The 19,823-nt window shown below is 47.0% G+C and carries 20 protein-coding genes and 1 other RNA gene; 14 read left to right on the forward strand and 7 right to left on the reverse strand.

The features are described from left to right. Nucleotides 1–24: 24 nt before the first annotated feature. The gene (locus WH45_RS17215; protein WP_046215643.1) at nt 25–213 is read right to left on the reverse strand and encodes a hypothetical protein; all 189 of its coding nucleotides are present in this window, start codon (nt 211–213) and stop codon (nt 25–27) included. Between the two features lie 8 nt (nt 214–221). Continuing rightward, on the reverse strand, nt 222–452 hold the full coding sequence (locus WH45_RS17220; RefSeq protein WP_046215694.1) for a hypothetical protein: 231 nt from the start codon (nt 450–452) through the stop codon (nt 222–224). A gap of 150 nt (nt 453–602) precedes the next feature. Between WH45_RS17220 and WH45_RS17225 the strand changes: the two genes are divergently transcribed. From WH45_RS17225 to WH45_RS17265, 9 genes are all read left to right on the forward strand, one after another. Next, nucleotides 603–800, forward strand: a complete 198-nt coding sequence (locus WH45_RS17225; protein ID WP_046215644.1) for a cold shock domain-containing protein — start codon at nt 603–605, stop codon at nt 798–800. Nucleotides 801–1,272: 472 nt separating this feature from the next. Next, nucleotides 1,273–2,475: a cytochrome P450 gene (locus WH45_RS17230; protein ID WP_046215645.1), complete on the forward strand. Its 1,203-nt coding sequence runs from the start codon at nt 1,273–1,275 to the stop codon at nt 2,473–2,475. A 282-nt stretch (nt 2,476–2,757) separates the two neighbouring features. Further along, nucleotides 2,758–3,555 (forward strand): transporter substrate-binding domain-containing protein, encoded by a 798-nt coding sequence (locus WH45_RS17235; protein ID WP_082096914.1) that lies wholly within the window; start codon nt 2,758–2,760, stop codon nt 3,553–3,555. A gap of 56 nt (nt 3,556–3,611) precedes the next feature. Further along, a complete protein-coding gene (locus WH45_RS17240; RefSeq protein ID WP_046215646.1) occupies nt 3,612–4,277 on the forward strand; it encodes an amino acid ABC transporter permease in 666 nt (221 codons plus the stop codon). Between the two features lie 52 nt (nt 4,278–4,329). Further along, nucleotides 4,330–5,076: an amino acid ABC transporter ATP-binding protein gene (locus WH45_RS17245; RefSeq protein ID WP_324292941.1), complete on the forward strand. Its 747-nt coding sequence runs from the start codon at nt 4,330–4,332 to the stop codon at nt 5,074–5,076. A 423-nt stretch (nt 5,077–5,499) separates the two neighbouring features. Next, nucleotides 5,500–6,588: a tetraprenyl-beta-curcumene synthase family protein gene (locus WH45_RS17250; RefSeq protein ID WP_046215647.1), complete on the forward strand. Its 1,089-nt coding sequence runs from the start codon at nt 5,500–5,502 to the stop codon at nt 6,586–6,588. Nucleotides 6,589–6,604: 16 nt separating this feature from the next. Next, nucleotides 6,605–7,588 (forward strand): 6-phosphofructokinase, encoded by a 984-nt coding sequence (gene pfkA / locus WH45_RS17255; RefSeq protein WP_046215648.1) that lies wholly within the window; start codon nt 6,605–6,607, stop codon nt 7,586–7,588. Nucleotides 7,589–7,861: 273 nt separating this feature from the next. Continuing rightward, complete coding sequence (locus WH45_RS17260; RefSeq protein ID WP_052723833.1) at nt 7,862–8,461, forward strand: TetR/AcrR family transcriptional regulator; 600 nt, start codon at nt 7,862–7,864, stop codon at nt 8,459–8,461. Nucleotides 8,462–8,482: 21 nt separating this feature from the next. Next, nucleotides 8,483–9,352 carry a DUF72 domain-containing protein gene (locus tag WH45_RS17265; protein ID WP_046215650.1) on the forward strand — a complete coding sequence of 290 codons (870 nt, stop codon included), beginning with the start codon at nt 8,483–8,485 and terminating at the stop codon, nt 9,350–9,352. Between the two features lie 155 nt (nt 9,353–9,507). Here the strand turns inward: WH45_RS17265 and WH45_RS17270 are convergent, their stop codons facing one another. The 4 genes from WH45_RS17270 to WH45_RS17285 all read right to left on the reverse strand — a co-directional run bounded on the left by WH45_RS17270 (nt 9,508) and on the right by WH45_RS17285 (nt 13,792). Next, nucleotides 9,508–10,866 (reverse strand): MATE family efflux transporter, encoded by a 1,359-nt coding sequence (locus tag WH45_RS17270; protein WP_046215651.1) that lies wholly within the window; start codon nt 10,864–10,866, stop codon nt 9,508–9,510. Between the two features lie 129 nt (nt 10,867–10,995). Beyond that, nucleotides 10,996–12,174 (reverse strand): putative glycoside hydrolase, encoded by a 1,179-nt coding sequence (locus WH45_RS17275; RefSeq protein ID WP_046215652.1) that lies wholly within the window; start codon nt 12,172–12,174, stop codon nt 10,996–10,998. A 388-nt stretch (nt 12,175–12,562) separates the two neighbouring features. After that, nucleotides 12,563–12,766, reverse strand: coding sequence for a hypothetical protein (locus WH45_RS17280; RefSeq protein WP_017813846.1), 204 nt, complete (start codon nt 12,764–12,766; stop codon nt 12,563–12,565). A 204-nt stretch (nt 12,767–12,970) separates the two neighbouring features. Further along, the gene (locus WH45_RS17285; RefSeq protein ID WP_046215653.1) at nt 12,971–13,792 is read right to left on the reverse strand and encodes a YitT family protein; all 822 of its coding nucleotides are present in this window, start codon (nt 13,790–13,792) and stop codon (nt 12,971–12,973) included. Nucleotides 13,793–14,202: 410 nt separating this feature from the next. Between WH45_RS17285 and WH45_RS17290 the strand changes: the two genes are divergently transcribed. From WH45_RS17290 to WH45_RS17300, 4 genes are all read left to right on the forward strand, one after another. Beyond that, a complete protein-coding gene (locus tag WH45_RS17290) occupies nt 14,203–15,813 on the forward strand; it encodes a degradosome RNA helicase CshA (protein WP_046215654.1) in 1,611 nt (536 codons plus the stop codon). A 241-nt stretch (nt 15,814–16,054) separates the two neighbouring features. Next, nucleotides 16,055–16,954 (forward strand): YesL family protein, encoded by a 900-nt coding sequence (locus WH45_RS17295; protein WP_046215655.1) that lies wholly within the window; start codon nt 16,055–16,057, stop codon nt 16,952–16,954. Nucleotides 16,955–16,996: 42 nt separating this feature from the next. Beyond that, a non-coding RNA gene (gene ssrS, locus WH45_RS23220) (6S RNA) lies at nt 16,997–17,186 on the forward strand. A gap of 197 nt (nt 17,187–17,383) precedes the next feature. After that, nucleotides 17,384–17,776, forward strand: coding sequence for a DUF1499 domain-containing protein (locus WH45_RS17300; RefSeq protein ID WP_046215656.1), 393 nt, complete (start codon nt 17,384–17,386; stop codon nt 17,774–17,776). A 411-nt stretch (nt 17,777–18,187) separates the two neighbouring features. On the opposite strand, the gene tpx is transcribed toward WH45_RS17300, so the two are convergent. Further along, nucleotides 18,188–18,709 carry a thiol peroxidase gene (gene tpx, locus WH45_RS17305; protein ID WP_046215657.1) on the reverse strand — a complete coding sequence of 174 codons (522 nt, stop codon included), beginning with the start codon at nt 18,707–18,709 and terminating at the stop codon, nt 18,188–18,190. 136 nt (nt 18,710–18,845) lie between these two features. On the opposite strand from tpx, the gene WH45_RS17310 reads away from it, so the two are divergent. Beyond that, the gene (locus tag WH45_RS17310) at nt 18,846–19,523 is read left to right on the forward strand and encodes a rhomboid family intramembrane serine protease (protein ID WP_046215658.1); all 678 of its coding nucleotides are present in this window, start codon (nt 18,846–18,848) and stop codon (nt 19,521–19,523) included. Nucleotides 19,524–19,823: the final 300 nt, after the last annotated feature.

Here is a 19,823-nt window from a genome sequence, read left to right on the forward strand (position 1 = left end):
TGTAGTGAAGCCAAGTGTAGAGCTTTATGTGCCCGGATTGGCAGCCATCAGTATTCCCCAGATCATCAGGAAAAAGGCCAGCAGCAGCATCACGATGGCGAAGATGGCCAGCCAGCGCTTGAACTGCGGCGGAATGCTGTTCTTGTAGGCAATCAATATAAAACCCTGCACAAAGGCAAGGATAATAAAAATAACAATAGCAGTATAGTTCATCCGGCGAATCAGACCTCCCGGAAGGCGTTCATCAGTTCTTCCCATTCCGCTTCCGTATCGAATTTTTCCTTGGGAAAACGGTCACTTGCCCACTGCATCATTTCCGGACGACTGATGAATTTATGCGTCTCCTCGCCCCATTCATCGGAGATCTCGCGCAAAATCAGCTCGCGCCCATTCACTTCTACGGTCATCATGTTCCAGTTGTCTTTTTTGTAAATCAGATGTTTTTTGATCATTTCATTAGCTCCCTGTTCTTTTGCTAAAATCATACCCTTTGCCCCCGGGAATTGCAAATCAAAACGCTTTAACTTCATTGCATTTTGAAATCGTTTGCGATATAATAAAGTCATGCGTCACAGATGGCGCTATTTTAGGAGGTTGTTTACGTGAAAGGTACAGTTAAATGGTTTAATGCAGAAAAAGGTTTCGGTTTCATCGAAGTTGAAGGTAGCGAAGATGTATTTGTACACTTCTCTGCAATTCAAGGCGACGGTTTCAAAAGTTTGGACGAAGGCCAAGCAGTAGAGTTCGACATTACTGAAGGTAACCGCGGTCCTCAAGCAGCTAACGTTGTAAAATTATAAGACTGATATCCGCTAGCGGATCACTTATACATTGAACATCTTAGAGTAGTCATCCATATGTTAGTTACAGCACAAGACTCCTTGTTCTCAAGGAGCTTGTGCTTTTTTTGTGCCAAAAATCTTGTATACATAATATACTACTTACTGATAACAATATGTGTTTCCTGATCCGGTAATAAAGTGGGTATCTGACTGCAACAAACTGATTGACCATACTGGCAATAAAATGAGCTGCCAGCAGATCAGAAGGAATAGGAACTGAACATCGTTGCTTTTTTATAAACAGTCACTACAACAAACAACTAGCCAGCAACCTTTATATATTATTTCTCCAATATCTTGAGCAAAATCGGGAAAAAGATGTTGCAAAAACTGGCCTTAAGGGTCAGTACAAGTAAAGATGAACGTATGCCCACACATACGGGATGTACCGACATCTCTACCGATGAGTATGAGCAGGGAGGAAAATATAATGGATTCAAATTCGGAAGCATCCGCAATGCTATCCCCCAATATGATCGTTCCCCGGGGCGTCAAAGAGACAGGTTCAGCCTTTGCATGGTATGCCCAGATGCGTCAGCAGTCCCCGGTTCACTATGATGAGGAAAGAAGAAGCTGGGATGTATTTCTGTACGAAGATGTACACCGCGTCATGTCCGATTACAAATCATTCAGTTCGCAGACCCGACGGGGTATGGATGGCCAGCAGTCAGACATGCTGCTCATGATGGACCCGCCCAAGCACAAAAAATACCGTTCCATCGTAAACAAGGCATTTACCCCGAGAGCTGTCGAAGCGATGGGTCCGCGTATTGCCGAGATTACGCATGAACTGCTGGATCAGATAGAGGGAGCAAAAGGGATGGATATTATCCGCGATCTGTCTTTCCCTTTGCCGGTCATTGTTATTGCTGAGCTGCTTGGTGTAGAAGAAAAAGACCGCGCTCTGTTCAAAGGATGGTCGGATACGCTGGTGGAAGGCTTCAGCGGTACGGAAGAAACCCCGCAGCAGCTCGCAGCCCGCAAAAATCAGGCTTCCCGGGAGCTGTACGGCTATTTTATGCAGGTGATTGAGCGGCGGAGACAGCAGCCGCAGCAGGATCTGGTATCGGCTCTGCTGGCTGCCGAAGTGGAGGGGGAGAAGCTGGATCTGCCGCATCTGCTCAGCTTTTGCCTGCTGCTGCTGGTCGCCGGTAATGAGACGACGACCAACCTGATCGGCAATGCAATCATCTGCCTGACCGAAGAGCCGGGACGCTGGCGCCAGCTGGCAGACAATCGGGAACTGCTGGATACGGCGATTGAAGAATCACTTCGTTATCGTTCACCTGTACAGGGTATGGTACGCAAAGCTGTAGCAGATGTGGAGTTGGGCGGTCAGCTGATCCGCAAAGACCAGCTGATTACCGCCTGGATGGGCTCTGCCAACCGTGATGAGCATAAGTTTGAAGCGGCAGACCAGTTCCGGATCGATCGTCACCCCAACCAACATATGGCCTTTGGTATGGGGGTGCATTTCTGTCTGGGCGCTCCGCTGGCACGATTGGAAGCACGTACAGCTTTGAATGTACTGCTGGACCGCTTTCCTGATCTTCATGCCAAGCAGGGACAGGAATTGAAGCTGCTGCCAAGTCCAATGGTATATGGGGTGCAGCAGCTGCCGGTCCTTTTCTGAATTTAACCGTATTTTAGCATCTATCGGAGTCGATCCTGCCGGCTTACTGGTCCTGCTGTCCAATACAGGAGTGGGCCGGTAATCCGGTTGGAATCCGGTAAACGTGCTTTGATCTCTAATATAGAGATTACGGCGGTATTCCAGATTGTTATAAACCTAACAGCAGATAACAGAAGACACTTGCGAGTAAATAATACAATTATTTCTTTAATGTCATATATTTAGCAAAGTTGGGTAAATATAAAATATTCAAAATGAATGTTTAAGATGAGAGGGGGACAGATGATGAACAAAAAGTTACTGCACAGCCTATGGCGTATATTGCTGCTGCCGATGGCTGTTCTGCTGCTGGTTACCGGCTGCGCAGAGAAAGAGAAGTTGGCGGATGGTACCGAATTGATCGAGAAGGACAAATTTATCTTTACCGCGTCAGGAGAATTCCGCCCTTTTAGCTATCTGAATGATGATCTGACGATGTCAGGCTTTGATATTGAGGTCGGCAACGCCATTGCCAAAGAGCTGGGACTTGAACCGATACCCAAGCGCATGAAGTTTCTGGGTCTGGTGCAGGGGGTCAAAACGGGGCGCGCCGATGCAGCGGTTGCCAGTCATACGATCAATGAGCTGCGCAAAAAAGAAGTCTTTTTCTCCACGCCGTACTATTATTCGGGACCGCAGATTTTCACCCGTCCGGATAGTGATATTAAGACCACGGATGATCTGGCCGGCAAGGAAGTGGCTGTTGCCAAAGGTTCTACCTATATGGATATCGCCAAGCGTTATACAAATAACGTGAATACATATGACAGCGATATTACGGCCCTGCAGGCGCTCAGCGATGGCCGCCATGACGCTGTCATTACCGATTTCGTTACCGGCAAAAGTGCGATCAAGGAAGGCTTTAAAGTAAAAGAACAGCAGTTGATTGAACGAAGTGAACAGGCTGTAGTGGTGCCGATGGACAATCCCATACTGCTCAAAAGAATCAATGAAGCATTGGAGCATATGCGCCAGGATGGCACACTCAAGCGAATCAGCATCGAATACTTTGATGAAGACATTACCGTCAAACCCAAGTAACGCTCAAGTAAAACTACTCACCCATACCAATGAACCCCGCGAAAGGAAGTGAAGGGATGAACGAAATTGCCCACTTTTTTGAAGCGTTTGGCAGCAGCAGCAATCTGCTGGTCAAAGCGATGCTGCTTACGCTAGAGCTTACGGTCGTATCGATTCTGATCGGGATTGTAATCGGATTGTTTTTTGCCCTGTTGAAGCTTTCGCGTTTTCGGGTACTTACCCTGATCGCAGATGTATATATTTATCTGATTCGCGGCACACCGCTGATCGTACAGATCTTTATTCTTTATTTTGGTCTGAGCGGATTGTTCCTGATCCCAGACTTCTGGGCAGCCTCGTTGGCACTGGCTTTTCATAACGGGGCCTATATTGCCGAGACTTTCCGCGGTTCGATCCAGTCGATTGACAAAGGACAGATGGAAGGAGCGCGTTCGCTCGGGATGAAACCTTCTCTGGCGATGCGACGCATTATTTTACCGCAGGCCCTCCGCCGAGCCCTGCCGCCGCTGGGCAACCAGTTTATAATCGGCCTCAAGGACTCCTCGCTGGCGGCGTTCATTTCCATGAATGAATTGTTCAACGTAGCGACCACGCTTGGCTCCAACAACTTTGACGAGATGACCTATCTGCTGATTGCGGCTCTTTATTATCTGATTCTGGTCGGTATTCTCACACTTCTGATACGCATGTTCGAGCGGAGAATGGCGGTCAGTGAACGATAGTTATCGGTAGATATTCTCTATCCTGAGACACAGTACAGAAGGGAAATGATTGATGATGCCGGAAAAAGAAATGATATCGATCGAAGGATTGACCAAATCGTTCGGAGAACTCCAGGTTCTAAAAGGAGTGGATCTTACGATTGCCGAAAGTGAGGTTGTCTGTCTGGTCGGAGCCAGCGGATCGGGTAAAAGTACACTGCTCCGCTGCCTGAACTTTCTGGAAAAAAAGGACGGCGGCATTATCCGCTTCGAAGGCAAGGAGATTGATCCGAAAAAGGATGATCTGAACAAAGTGCGTGAAAAAGTCGGCATGGTGTTCCAGCACTTCAATTTGTTTCCGCACAAAACGGTGCTGGAGAATATTATCGAAGCTCCTATCATGGTCAAAAAGGTTCCCAAGCAGCAGGCCATACAGGAAGCGCGTGAACTGCTGCGCAAAGTCGATCTGGAAGACAAGGCGGATGTATATCCGAATAAGCTCTCCGGCGGTCAGAAACAGCGGGTAGCCATTGCGCGAGCTCTGGCGATGAAGCCTGATATTATGCTGTTTGACGAAGCGACGTCTGCACTTGATCCCGAGCTGGTCGGTGAAGTGCTCAAGACGATGAGGGAACTGGCCGAAGAAGGGATGACGATGGTCGTCGTTACCCATGAGATGAATTTTGCGCGGGAAGTTGCCGATACGGTAGTCCTGCTGCATGACGGCAATATTGTCGAAAAGGCATCTGCCGAGCAGTTTTTTACCGCTCCCCAGGAAACGCGTACACAGGAATTTTTACAGAAAACCGTGCTGAACTGATATCAGCAGGCAGACAAGAACATACCCGTGACCCTGTTTTTTGAAGGTCAAAAAATAAAGTGGGCAAGGAGATCATCTCAGGGCCCGCTTTATTTTTGTGAAAATAACGAAACGGCACGAAAAAACAGGGTAATGGGTATTATGTAACGTCAATTTCACATTTGGATTATATTGTTGAGTAATTCGATGTTTGGGTAAATCGAATCCGGAAAAACAACTAATCTAATCTCGTTATGTTACCTTTTCCTGTGAAAAATGTGGGTTTGTTTATCGTTCCCCACAACGCCTGTCAAAAGGAGGAAAATGACCGAAAAACCCGGTCTGGCGCAGTGTGACGAAACGGGTTGCCACGTTGTGGGAGTAAATAATATGATGTATGATAATGGAGATAGGTTCAACAGACAACCAAGTGGAGGCAGCCCATTGAATGATATGATGCAAAGTCGTTACCCGTTTCCCCGCAATGCGATCTCGCTGATGCAGCGGGTGTATAAGTATGGTTTGCCGGAGGTACGCCAGGAGCTGGACGTCTGGCGCAGTATGGCAGAACGTATGCCGGACGAGGAACTCAGGAAACAGGCGCTTGCAAGTATCGCTACCAAGCAGTTTCACTGTGAAGGGGGAGCCATCTATGCGGTGGCCAACATATCCCAGCGTCATATTCTGCTTCCGTTGATCGTCGCGTTTCAGACCATTAGTGATTATCTGGATAATCTGTGTGATCGCAGTACATCAATGGACCCGGATGACTTTCGTCTGCTGCATCAATCGATGCTGGACGCAGTTACGCCGGATGCGCAGCCGGTGAATTACTACAGGCTGCGAAGTGAGCAGGAGGATGGTGGCTATCTGGAAGCGCTGGTGACAACATGCCAGCAGAACATACGCAAGCTTCCTGATTATGATGCAGTACTTCCTTACGTACGTGATCTGGTAGGATTATATTGTGACTTGCAGGTGCACAAACATATTGCTCCTGAGCTGAGAGAGTCTGCACTGCTTAACTGGTGGTCGGAAAATAAATACCGTACTCCTCATTTGCAATGGAATGAATTTGCTGCTGCGACAGGATCGACTCTGGGTGTGTTTATGCTGTTTCTTGCGGCAAGCGGCTTCGGTCTGGATGATACAGGTGCCAAGCAGGTCTATTCCGCATATTTCCCGCATGTATGCTGTCTGCATATTATGCTGGATTATGTGATTGACCAGGAGGAAGACCGCCGCGGCGGTGACCTGAATTTCTGCAATTATTACGATTCGCCGGATACGATGTATGAGCGAATCGAGCAGATTGTGGACTGGGCACGCAGGGATGTCGACAGCATCCCGGGAACTTCCTTTCATCGTATGATTATTGAAGGATTGGTAGCCCTGTATTTATCGGATCCCAAAGTGAGTGAGCAGCAGGAAGTGCGAACCGTCTCCAGGCGTCTCATGCGTAAAGGCCCGTTAACACGTGTCTTTTTCATGGTGAACAGCCGCTGGATTCGTAAGTATATGTATGAACATTAACAAGGGGGACATCACAATGTCAGCAGTAGAATCAGCAGTCAAAAAAATCGCAGTATTAACAAGTGGAGGAGACTCCCAGGGTATGAACGCAGCCGTACGCGCCGTTGTGCGCAGCGGTCTGTACTATGGTCTTGAAGTATGCGGCATTCAGCGCGGTTACCAGGGCCTGCTCAATGAAGACATTTTTCCGATGGATCTGCGCAGCGTAGGTGACATTATCCAGCGTGGCGGAACGATTCTGCAGTCCGCACGCTGTAAAGAGTTCATGACGCTCGAAGGCCAGCAAAAAGGCGCCGATATTCTGCGCAAACATGGTATCGAAGGTCTAATTGTTATTGGTGGCGATGGTTCCTACCAGGGTGCCAACAAGCTGAGCAAGCAGGGCATCAATACGATGGGACTGCCGGGTACAATCGATAACGATATTTCGTATACCGACTACACGATCGGCTTTGATACATCGGTTGGCGTTGTTGTGGATGCGATCAACAAGCTTCGTGATACGATGTCTTCCCACGAACGTGTATCCATCGTAGAAGTTATGGGTCGTCACTGCGGTGATATCGCCCTGCACGCGGGACTGGCTTCCGGAGCGGAATCCATTCTAGTACCTGAAGTTCCGTTCGATCTCAAGGAAATCGCCGATCGTATGCATCACAATTTTGCCTGCGGCAAGCGTCACAGTATCATTATCGTAGCCGAAGGCGCGGGACGCGGAGAAGATGTGGCAGAGCAGCTGCATCTGCAGTACCCGAACCTGGAGCCTCGCGTAACGGTACTTGGCCATATCCAGCGCGGTGGAACGCCAACACCACGTGACCGCAACCTGGCGAGTCTGCTCGGTGACTTTGCGGTACGCAAGTTAATTGAAGGCGAGTCCGACAAAGCCTGCGGCGTCATCAAAGGCGAACTCGTACTGACCGATATCGACAAAGTCGTTAACAGCAAAAAAGAATTCGATCATGCCACCTATGAGCTGGCTCTGCGTCTGTCCCAATAACGGACAATCGGTGATCGAGCATAGAACATGTATACAGCCTGCACGGTTTTCCGGAAGCAGGCTGTATGTATTTTTTCTGCTAACAGTGATTATTATTACACATTAATTCATTTTAAGTATCACTTCTGCAAGAAATTGTAATTTAACGGTAATTATTTTGCTTAAAAGTTAGAAGATAGCAGAAAATTATTGTACTATAAGGTAGAAGGATGTATTACATCTTAAAATTACTTACTGAGGATGAAGAGAAATCGTAAAGGGGGATACCACACATTGGCGAGAGAAAAAGGAGCGAAAGGAAAGGAGAGCCGTTTACGTCTTTTACATGCAGCGGCCAAACAATTTGCAACTCATGGATTCTACACGACAAAGGTCAGCTCAATTGTAGCAGAGGCTAAGTTATCTCAGCCTGCGTTTTACCTGTATTTCGAGAGCAAGGATGCCGTATTTGAGGAACTGGTGGAGATGTTCCGTTCCCGGCTGCAGGCTGTGATCAACGACAGTCAGCTTCCCGAACAAAATGGAACCAAGCATAGTGCACTCGATCAACTGTGTCATACCCTGCAATCGATGTTTGAGTATTTTTACAGTCATCCCGACCTGACTCGTATCGGGTTCTACCTGTCGCCGGATGCGAATGAGATTAAGCTGGAGCTGGTGCAGGGCATTGAGAAAATGCTGCGCCATGAACAGCAGAATTCCAATTTTGCCAGTGATATCCCGATGAATTTGGTCTCCGAGTGTCTCGTAGGCACGATTGAACGTATCGTATTTACCCAGCTGCTGCCCGGTCATATTACTTCCGAAGAGCTGGCTGTCAATATAGTACGGCTTTACGTATCGGGTCTGGCTCGGAATCAGAGCAAAGTATAACCTGCAGGAGGAATTATTTTCATGATTACAGTCGGTTTGACAGGCTGGGGAGACCACGATTCCCTCTATTTGACGAGAGAGGCTTCCAAGCATAAGCTGCCCACATACAGCAGCCTATTTCCGGTCGTAGAGGTGGATAGCTCCTTTTATGCCATTCAATCCCGGCGTAATATGGAAAAGTGGACCGAGGAAACACCTGCTTCCTTCCGGTTTCTGGTCAAGGCGTATCAGGGCATGACCGGTCATACCCGGGGCAAGATTCCGTTTGATTCGGAAGAGGAGATGTTTGAAGCCTTTCGTTTATCGATCAGTACAATGGCCCAGGCAGACAAGCTGATGGCGGCACTGTTTCAGTTTCCGCCCTGGTTTGACTGTACCCGGGAAAATGTAGGGATCTTGCGGCGTATCCGTGAACGTATGGGAGAATATCCATGCGCGCTCGAATTCCGCCATCAGAGCTGGTTTACCCCGCAGATGCGTGACAGGACACTGAATTTTATGCGGCAGGAGAAATGGATTCACAGCATATGCGATGAACCGCAGGCAGGCACAGGTTCTGTGCCGACTGTCGAGGAAGTGACAGATCAGCGCTTGACGGTAGTACGTATGCATGGTCGTAACGCATCCGGCTGGAATTCGGCCGGACAGCCGAACTGGCGTGAAGTCCGCTATCTGTACCGCTATAATGAGGATGAACTGGCAGAATGGGCAGCACGGCTGCAGCGTCTGGAACAGCATTCCGATGAAGTATGCATTATTTTTAATAACAATTCCGGTGGGGATGCTGCAGATAATGCCAGACAGCTAATGCAGATGCTGGAGCAGCAGGTGCCCGAGATCCCACGTGAACAGAAGCCGGAAGCGGAGCAGATAGATTTGTTCGATTTGTAGCAGTTTATCCTATCAGAATAAATATTCGCCTCGATGATTAAATATTCGTCATTGATTCGTATATGCTATTTGCTGCAAGCGGTTATAACATAATCGTATTGCATAATCATACTGCAAAAAGAAGCCGTTCTCCTTTGGGAAGAACGGCTTCTTTTTTAATGAGCAGCCTGACGGCCAAACTGGCGCTGTACCCATAACAACCGGGATAGCAGAGTCACTGCACCTACCGCGAGACCGATACTCAGTCCGACCCAGTAGCCATAAGCAGCCAGCTCGGTAGAATTGGCGATCCAGTAACCGACCGGCAGGCCGATCACCCAGTACGACAGGAAAGTAAGAAAAAAGGCAGGATTCACATCCTTGTATCCCCGCAGAGCACCTTGTACAGGTGTGGCAATCGCATCGGACAGCTGATAGAAGCTGGCAAAGATCATAAAATGAGCAATCAGCTCGATCAGCATCGGATCGGATGAATACAGTGCCGATACCTGATAACGGAAAGCCAGTAAAATCACCGCCGTGCATACCGATAGCATGACGGCTGTACCAATACCGAGCAGACTGTACTGACGTGCATCCTTCAACCGTCCGGCTCCAACTTCATAACCCACCAGAATGGTCAGTGCTGTACATATACTCAGCGGAAGCATATACAGGGTCGAAGCAAAATTCTGGGCGGCCTGATGGGCTGCGATCGTCATCGTGTCATAACGGCTCATAAGCAGAGTGACGCCGGCGAAGATCGCTGTCTCAAAAAAGATCGCAAACCCCATTGGCACACCCAGCCGCAGAATCTCCAGCCATTTCTGACCGGATGGACGATGATACCGGCTGAATATACGGTCATCCCGGAACGGACTGGCCAGTAATACCACGAATACAGCGATCAGGAATACACACCAGTAGGTAATGGCCGAAGCGACACCTGCACCCACGCCACCGAGCCGGGGAAATCCCAATTTACCGAAGATCAGCAAGTAATTCAGCCCCACATTAATCGGCAGCGAGCAGAGAGTGATCATCATGGAAAAGCGTGTCTGTCCGAGCGCATCAATATAGCTGCGCAGCACCGTATAGCCAAACAGCGGCACGATCCCGGTAGACAGGGCAATCAGGAAATGAAGTGCAACTTCATGCACGCGGGATTCCAGACTCATCGCATTCAGGATAGGCTTTACCGTCAGGACGCCGATAATCAGAATAATCAGCGACACCAGCACGGATAGCAGCAGCGCCTGGTACACATCAAAGCTGATCTTGGACCGCTGACCCGAACCGACGAGCTGGGAGACGATTGGGGTAACCGCGACCAGAATACCGCTCAGTCCTGCCTGGATGGGTACCCAGAGACTGGAGCCGATCGCGACACCTGCCAGATCCTGGGCGCTCGCATGACCGGACATATTGGTATCAAAAAAGGTCATCAACGACAATGCAATCTGCGTGATCAGCACAGGAAACAGAATTTTGAGAAACAGACCATACTTTTGTGGCAATGTGGCAGTAGGTATCATATTCATAAACCTCGTTAAGTAGAATTGGAGTACACATACATATATACATAAGAAATCCCCCATATGCTGCACCATATCCTGTAAGCAGGATGATGCGGCATATGGGGGAGGCCCTATTATTCGGTACGTCTAGAAATTGGCGTTGGAAGTGTAACGGTTGGTCGCATTCCACAGCAGATACTCTTCGACACCCATATCTTTCATGGCACGAATCTGCTCATCAACCTCTTTTTTACCGTATTGGATATAGTGACCGCCACCGAGCCAGCTGGCGGTGAAGTCCTGAATCCATGGACGGATAATCGGCTTTTGCTGACCGAGAGGGTCCAGCTTTTTGAGTGTATCCTTCATGGAACCCTTGATCGTTACATACGGATTTTTGTCCGGATCTTTTACACCATACCAGCCGGTCGTGTAATGACTCGGATAGACCATCGGGCTGATAACATCCACATTTTCCGAGATTTTGGCGAAATCCTGTCCGATGCCTTCGGCAGCCGGTACGGAAGCCGCATAACCGAAGATATCCACCGATACCCGTACACCCAGTGGAGCAAGCTCCTTGCGTGCATACTGCACGAATTCGGCGACCACATCGACACGAGACTTGTCGTTCTTCTCGAACTTCAGTTCACTTTCGTGATTTTCAAAGCCTTCCGGGAAGCGAACATAGTCAAACTGGATTTCCTTAAATCCTTTGGCAGCCGCTTCTTTGGCCAGCTCGATATTGTAATCCCATACTTCTTTTTTATAAGGATTCACAAAGTTGTCGCCCTTGCCGTTGCTCCATACCTGTCCGTTACTTTTGACAAAGGACAATTCCGGATGCTTTTTGGCAAGTATGGAATCCTTGAAGACAACAATACGTGCGATCGGATAGACCTCATGTTTTTTGAGACGGGTCATCAGTTTATCAATATCACCGATAAACTTTTGCGGACTGCCCATCTTTTTCAGTTCAGGATTTTCGGTTTTGTACGTTATGTATCCGGCATCATCCTTGAGGTCAATAACCATTGCATTCAGCTCGGTCTTGTCCAGCAGATCGAGCAGAGTTGTCATACGGGAGCCGCCGGCACTATAGGCGGTCACATAGACACCCTTCACCTTGGGAGCATTGGTCTGCGGATCGATTTTGGCAGGAGGATTGTCAGCGTCCACCTGTGTGTTGTTCATTTGGCCCTGAATGGCCACCCGGTTCATAATGGATTCCAGCGATGCATGTTGATTGGTGCCCTGTGGTTGAGCAGCCTGGTCACCGCCAATGGCGGAAGAAGCGGCCAGCATAAACGCCCAGAAAATATTCATGTAATTTAACCCTCATCTCTTATGTATAATCGTGACAGTATCAGAAAACACCTTAAGTATAACGCATCAAAACCCCATGTTAAAGCCAAGTCTGGAAATGACTGACGGGTAATATGCTGATCGGGAACATAGTCCTTTCCAAGCGTTTTTGATGCACTTTGCTTAAAGTATTTCATTCAACATATTTAAACCAAGCTGCAGCAAGTTAAACAGGAAACAGAGGAGAATTGGTTTGATTTCTGCATAAGCAGAAAAACCGCTTTTGCCCGGCGCATATAGCGTGAGGACAAAAGCGGTTTTGGACTTATCGGCCAGTGAACGGTATCAAGCTGGACCTGACCGGGTTTTTCATTCAGCCAAATGCTGATCATACATTAAGAACAAGCGTTTATTGCAAAAATTGTTGATCCTGGTTCTCGCAGATACTGTACTGAATAATCTCCATGGCATCGTTGGGTTCCAGAATCCGCAGCCCATCACGCAGAACAATAAGTGAATTAAGTTCCTGTTGTTTCAGGGAAGGCATCATATCTGGAAAACACTTCATGACAATTTGTGACAATTTGACTGTTTCCACTTCCACAATAATCATCCTTTCCTATCCTGGAATCGTTTCGCTTAAAAATGTACGAATTATTCGAACGGGAACTTAGGAAAAGCATGGTTGTTCATTAAGAAAAGGGACAGGACACAAACTTCAAATCAGGTATGATGCGGCGGCGTGTACTGATTTTACTATATATAACGACAAAAAGCGACTTTCAGTGAATAGCAAAACATAACTCTTCCGAAAATTTCAGCTTTTTCGGAATGAACCCATAATGCCTACAGTCTCGACCATATTTACAAAAGCGTTAGGATCGGTTTCTTTGATGATACGGCGCAGCTCAGCCAGCTCATAGCGAGTTGTGACAGTCATCAGCATATCCTTGGGAGTATGCGAGAAGGCACCTTCCGCTTTGATCATGGTCACGCCGCGCTGCAGCGGCATCAGTTTCTCCAGCAGCAGCTCGGTATGGTTGGATACGATAAACAGGGTGATCTTGATATGGTGAACATAGATCAGATCGAGCACTTTGCCTCCGATATAGATGGATACCATCGAAGCAAGCGCAATATTCCAGTCATTGGACAGATACCCCATCGCGAGAATAACGAGACCGTTCAAGCCGACAATCACATTACCGACCGGGAAATCACGATACCGGGTAATAATGGAACCCAGAATATCGAATCCGCCGGAAGAACCGCCGACCCGGAAGGAAATACCCACCCCTATACCAATCAGCACACCGCCAAATACCGATGAAATCAACAGATCTGTAGCGGCAGCCCGTACAGGGATAATAGTCATTAACCACGTTGTTGCGGCTACAGACACAATACTGAGAAAAATATATCTTTTTCCGAGCAGGAACCATCCGGCCACCAGCAGCGGGATATTATAGACAAAATAAAGCATACTGATATTAAAAGGTGTGAAATAACCCGTTAACATAGCAAGACCTGACACCCCTCCGCTTAATAATTGGTGAGGAATCAGGAACAGGTTGAACGCAGCAGCTGTAAAAATGGAGCCAAGGATGACAACCAGCAGCGGCAGTATTTTTTTCGACATGAAGTTCACTCCTAGTGTTAGTTAGTTATGGAAAGTGTGCGTAACCATTTATGGGAAGTTTCTTTCGCAAAAGTAATTATATTATGTTTCAGCTAGGCATAACCCTGTATTTTGTGGTATAATGATTTAGATATTCTTGAGTAGGGATGTTTTGCTGAATGAAGTTCAGAATATTTTATAAATGCAAGACGGGTTTATTTCATCATAGAGAGTATTGAATAACTCTTTATTACAAAAATCATTACTCCAGATGCTCTGGCAGTGAACGGATTATTCAATATCGACACCAGATAACGGGATATGGTGGTCTGTGAGACCTCCTGATAAGCAGCTATATGCTACTCAATTGCTACTTAAGAATACAAACAAGTTAGTGGATTGTCCACCATCATAGAAGGAGTTTGAATATTTTGACTAAATTTGTAGACTTTGGGTTAGACGAAAAGGTATTAAAAGCGGTAATGGAACTGGGATTTGAGGAAGCAACTCCAATCCAGTCCAAAGCCATTCCAATTGCGATGAACGGTAGTGACTTGATCGGACAGGCGCAGACAGGTACGGGTAAAACAGCAGCATTCAGTATTCCTATTATTAACAAGATCGAACGTTCGGAAGAAAAAATCGTTGCACTGGTTATGGCTCCAACACGCGAGCTGGCTATCCAGGTAGCGGAAGAAATCGAAAAACTGGCACGCTTCAAAGGCATTCGTTCCCTGCCTATCTACGGCGGACAGGAAATTGGCCGTCAGATTCGTGCCCTGAAAAAGAAACCACAAATCATTATCGGTACACCGGGTCGTTTGCTTGATCACATCAACCGCAAAACGATCAAACTGGAAGATGTACAGCACGTTGTACTGGATGAAGCGGATGAAATGCTGGACATGGGCTTCATGGAAGATATCCAATCCATTCTGAAGCAGGTACCGGAAGAGCGTCAAACGATGCTGTTCTCCGCTACAATGCCGGCTAACATTCAGCGTCTGGCAAGCCAGTTCCTGAAAAATCCGGAACACGTATCCGTGATTCCAAAACAGGTAAGTGCACCACTGATCGACCAATCGTATATCGAAGTGAACGAGCGCCAGAAGTTTGATGCCCTGTCCCGCTTGCTGGACATGGAATCTCCTGAACTGGCTATCGTATTCGGACGTACGAAACGTCGCGTAGACGAACTGTCTGAAGCTCTGCAAAAACGCGGATATTCTGCAGACGGTCTGCATGGTGACCTTTCCCAGAATCAGCGCGATAACGTTATGCGCAAATTCCGTGACGGCAGCATCGATGTACTGGTTGCTACAGACGTAGCAGCACGTGGTCTGGATGTATCCGGCGTTACTCACGTAGTGAACTTTGACCTTCCTCAAGATCCGGAGAGCTATGTTCACCGTATCGGCCGTACAGGACGTGCAGGTAAAGAAGGCGCAGCTTATTCTTTCGTTACTCCGCGTGAGCTGGATCACCTGCACTTTATCGAGCGTATTACACGCCACAAAATCACCCGTAAACCACTGCCTTCTCTGGCAGAAGCGATTGAGGGTAAACAACGCATCACAGCTGAGCGTCTGCTTGAGCTTGTTCAGGACGACACTGCTCCACTGAACGAGTACAAAGGCATCGCGATCCAATTGCTGGAAAGCTATGATTCCGTTAACCTGCTGGCAGCTGCAATCAAGCTCCTGACAGGAGACAAAAAAGACGCACAGGTTGACCTGACACCAGAAGATCCAATCCGTGCAAAACGTCGTAAACCGGATGTTCGCTCCGGCGGACGCAAACCATCCGGCAGCTACAACCGTAGCGGCGGTGGTTACAAAGGTAACAACGGCAGCGGTGGCAGTCGTGGTGGATACGGCAGCGGCGGCGGTGGCTACAAAGGCGGAAGCCGTGACAGCGCTGGCGGCAGCAGCCGTGAAGGCGGACGTGACTACTCTCGTGACCGCAAACCACGCAGCAACAATGGCAGCGGCAGCGAAGGACGTCGTCCTTCCACAACCAAACGCCCGGATTCTTTTGAATAATACGCAATAGTCAATAACAGATGATTCATATAGGGAGGAGCCGACTTTTACAGTGGGCTCCTTTTTATATAGGATAAGGGTATACATAAGATCACAGCGTATGCAGGGCAGCAAGCAGCGAAAGCATAATCCGGTGATATCTATACTGGTATTTTTATGGAGTCTTGGGTTATATTTAATATAGTTACGACCAGAGATAGCGGCTTTGTAATGCCGGTACGCATAAGAGGGGGAAGATGACGTGGAATTTAGAGGGGTAATGGGTGGTCTTTACAGGTTGTCAGAATGGGTCATGCGTCTGGCAGGGAGCAACCTGTTATGGGTAATTTGTTCTTCACCATTTTTATTCTTTTTGGTTTTTAGATTTTTGTTTATGCAGACAGGTGCAAGTCAGAATGATATCCTTCAGACGAATTGGCTTTTGGGAATAGTGACACCGTTTACATTATTTCCGGCTACAGCGGCCTTGTTTACCGTCGTTCGTAAATGGGTGATGGGTGATGGCGATGTCTCGGTATTCAAGACGTACTTCCGGGGTTATAAAGATAACTATAGACAGAGCATGATCGGCGGCATTTTCTATACGCTATTGTTCGTTATTATGTATGTGGATTATACCGTATACATGAACCAGTTCCCGAATCTGCAGCTGCTGGGCATCATCATGCTGATTTTCCTGCTGGTGTTATTTGTATCCCTGTTCAACTTCTTTTCAATGATTGCTCATTACCATATGGGGCTAAAAGATATTATTAAAAATGCAATTCTGCTGTCCATTGTCCGTCCATTCCGGTTATTCTCCACACTGCTTGGTACAGTGGCTCTGTTATTTATCGGTACCAAATATCCGGTATTGTTTATTTTCTTCCTCGCTTCAGCGATCGCCTGGTTTGCTTTCTTTAACTTCTATGGCGTATTCCTGAAAATGCAGGAACAGTCCGAAAAGCAGGCTGCAGCAGAGAAGGAGAAGGAACTTCAGGCAGATGAACAGCTGGCGATTGGGGATGAAGCTCCATCTGTACAGGCGCAGCGTATCGATATTGACTCGGTATCGCAGCAGTCCATGGACGAAGATGTAAAGAAGAAATTGATTGATGAAGCCGAAGTAGATGAGACCGATACGAAAAAAGGAAGAATATAGAAATCGACTTTACAAACGTCGGTACGAAGTTTATAATAAATTTACATCCTGCAATGCACGCCTCGATTTCTCGTTGTTTTGAACCAATGATGATGTCTCGGGAGATTCATATTTAATTGTTGCTGACCGGCCCTATCCATTGGATGTGGGGACTTCAAAAACAATTGTGCGATCACCCACCTGCTTAGCAGGTTCGAAGACAATGTTATCGGACGGCATATGCGGGACTTATTTAAACTTCTTTAGCAAGAGGCAGGTGCCGACGTGATGTCGACAGATTTTTGTAGAAAACGCTCTGAATGAGGATTCATTAGAATCTATCAATCAGAGCGTTTTTCGTTTACGCTTACATAATATTAGTTTTCTTATGTCCGTACTAATGATACACTTAGATGAAGATAGGCCTGTATATGTAAAGGAGGAAAAGTCTTGTCATTAAAGAGAACGTTAGTGGGTATTATACGTAGTCAGGAAGGCACTGGTGACCGTGCCAAAGACCCTCAAATGAAAACAAGATATTATAATTTATCCCGCGAACGTGCATGGGAAGAAGTCTCTTCAACACTCAAGAAAATTCCCGGTTACAAAGTGCTGCATGAAGTGGCAAGCGTAGGTGAGATCACGCTGGAACGCCGGTCGAAATTGGGACGGGTTATGGATATTACCGTGTCCATTATTTCCGTCAGCCCGGTACGGACCGCAATCGATATTCACTCGGCATCCCGAGGATCGCTCGGTGATCTGGGAGCCAACTATCGCAACATATTGATCCTGTTTAACTCATTGGAGAAAAAGCTGTCCCAGTATCGGGTAGTGGAATAATTACACATAGACTGCCGTAACATGTACATGTATCAAAGCAGATTGAATGCGGATACATAGGATTTGGTTATATTATGGCATTTTGTACGTATAGATTACACTTGTAAATGGTGCCTGGCTGAGTGCGTCTGGAACTGGTATTCAAATGGGTGAATTAGAACATGGAATACCGACAAATGCGATAAATACTGTCAAACCAGATGTGGCGCATATTATGATAACAATAAAGAGCAGCCTCTCCCGCAGAGAAGCTGCTCTTTATTGTTATCATAATAAATTGATCGAAGTCAGAGATGGAAATGCATGCTGTACAAAAATATGATACTACAACGAACCCAGCACAACGCAATATTGTGAAGATATTTTGGCTCAGCAGCCAAGGGTGCTATAAGATGATATTGTACAGTTAAATCAACCCAGCAGCTTTTTAACAGCGTTGATCGCCTGATCGTAATTCGGATGCTCGCTCATTTCCGGCAGATACTCTACATACTGAATGACATCTTGCTGATCGACTACAAAAATCGCACGCATATCAATCACGAACTCCTTGATCAGTACGCCATAAGCTTTGCCAAACGAGTTGTCACGATAGTCTGAGAGCGTCACTACACGATCTACCCCTGCAGCACCACACCAGCGTGCCTGTGCAAAAGGAAGATCTGCACTGACCGTAATCACGACAACGTCTTCACCCAGCTCGGAAGCTGCTTCATTAAAGCGGCGTGTTTGTGCATCACATACGCCGGTATCCAGGGAGGGCACTACGCTGATCAGTTTGATTTTACCGGCAAAATCCGATAAACTTGCCTGCTCCAGCAGATTTTTGCTGAGGGTAAAGGATGGAGCGGAATCGCCCACTTTTAGTTCGGGACCAATCAGTGTAATCGGGTTACCTTTGAAAGTAGCAATACCTGTACGTTCCTGTGTCATAATGGTATACCTCCTATTTAAATGCAGACGTGCATAAAATGCCGTCCTTTTTCGCAATCACAGTCAAAATTCATTATAATTGAGTATATAGTAGAAATCAAAATAATAGCCTGCCAATCGGCATAAAGGAGAAACTATGTTATTTGTACGGTATGAAAACTGGAAAAGCTTTATGCGGTTCTATCCGCTTACCACGCTAATCCTCATCGCCAATGTGGTCGTGTTTATCTTGTTAACGATCAATGGGGGATCACGAAATCCTGTGACACTGGTAGAGTACGGTGCATTAACCAATTACGTAGGATATGATCAATGGTGGAGAACGATAACAGCCATGTTTGTGCATATCGGTTTTGATCATTTGCTGTTTAACAGCTTTGCCCTTATCGTATTCGCGCCTCCCCTGGAACGCCTGCTGGGTACCTGGCGGTATGGAATATTGTATTTTGCCAGTGGTATTATCGGTAATGTGATCAGCCTTGAGCTTTATCGGCAGTCGGTAGATAATCATCTGGCAGCAGGAGCTTCCGGAGCCATCTATGGCATCTATGGAGCTTTTCTCTATATTGCCCTATTCCAGCGTAACATGATCGATCGGGTTTCCCGCCAAACGATCTATACCATTCTTGGTCTGGGCCTTGTATATACGTTCATTATGCCGGGTATCGGAATATGGGCACATCTTGGCGGCCTGATCGCTGGCTTCTTCATCTATGGTCTTCTGCTCCGCTTAACCGGCCTGCGAAGAAGATGGGACAAGATTTTCAGCCGCCAGCCAGAGCCAGAGCCTCACGATAAACATCATAATTTATAAAATATGTATTGAAGACCATCCCTGTTAACTGTAAATCATAATCTGCAACAGAAAAACAGAATTCATAACTACAGAACGAAAGAAAAGAAATAAGGGAGATGGACGACCTTTAAGCCTGTAGATCTTTTTTACCTTATTCAATATTAGATCTCCAGGCTTAACCGCAGGACATTCCCTTATTCTTTTCTGAAGTGAATGAAGCAAAAAAGCCTTCCTGAACTAGTGAACTGCACCCCTTAAAATGGACATTAGAAAACCCCTCGGTTAAACTAATGAGCATTTGGGGGTGCATTTTTCATG

Origin of the sequence: Paenibacillus wulumuqiensis, from assembly GCF_000971965.1 — a bacterium.
Classification (GTDB): Bacteria; Bacillota; Bacilli; order Paenibacillales; family Paenibacillaceae; genus Saccharibacillus; species Saccharibacillus wulumuqiensis.